The following is a 669-nucleotide window of genomic DNA, read 5'->3' as shown; positions in this document are numbered from 1 at the left end:
AACGGCTTGCGCCGCTGCGTTCCTCGCAGCGGATTGTTCTCAGGATTGGGCCAAGGATGTTGAGCGATGCCGCCTTCGCTCAAAACGGATCTGCATGTGTATAGGAGCGCCGCGATTTTCCCGACAGACGCAATTACTTGCGGGCTCGGCTGCGGGACCTGCTGCAAGTGTTGGATCGAATTGATGAAATCGTCCCGGCTCCACCAGGTGAGGCTCGCAGGAAATCCGTTGTCCTTGGCTAAGTCCTGCAGTATGGCAATGCACTTCACAAAGCTGCGAACGGTTCGCGGCTGTCGTGGGGGAGTGGAAAGAAAGACCCCGCGGTTAAGCAAGAGCGGGTGTGATGGGTTGAGTAATATCATCGCAATCTCTTTTGCATATGTAAGCCACGTGTTTTCCAGGCCTATGAAGCTGATGCGTCCCCACGCACCATTGGCATTGGCCGGACGCCCCAAGCAATTGAGGTTCCAAACCAGAACTGAGTCATCACCGAACACCGGAATTGGTTCTGTCTCCCTGCGAATCGAGTGTTCCATGGCGACAGAGGCGTTGGCCGGGAAGGCGGCAGTCGCGACGACCCTCAGGTGAGAAAGGGCGCTCATCTGTCTAACTCCGCTCGCGAGGCAAGCGGAAGATGAAGGTGCTCGGAATCACTTCTGACAGCACCTC

Annotated in this window: 1 protein-coding gene; it reads right to left on the bottom strand. The window is 56.5% G+C overall.

Features of this window, described 5'->3' with window-relative positions; all coding sequences use genetic code 11:
- Positions 1–602: hypothetical protein (locus tag JF66_RS23400; protein WP_156109996.1), on the bottom strand; the 602-nt coding region annotated here is incomplete at its 3' end.
- Between the last annotated feature and the right edge of the window lie 67 nt (positions 603–669).

The sequence above is a fragment of the Cryobacterium sp. MLB-32 genome (assembly GCF_000738085.1).
Taxonomy (GTDB): Bacteria; Actinomycetota; Actinomycetes; order Actinomycetales; family Microbacteriaceae; genus Cryobacterium.
Note: the sequence above shows the minus strand (reverse complement) of the source record. Positions and strands in the feature narration are given on the sequence as shown.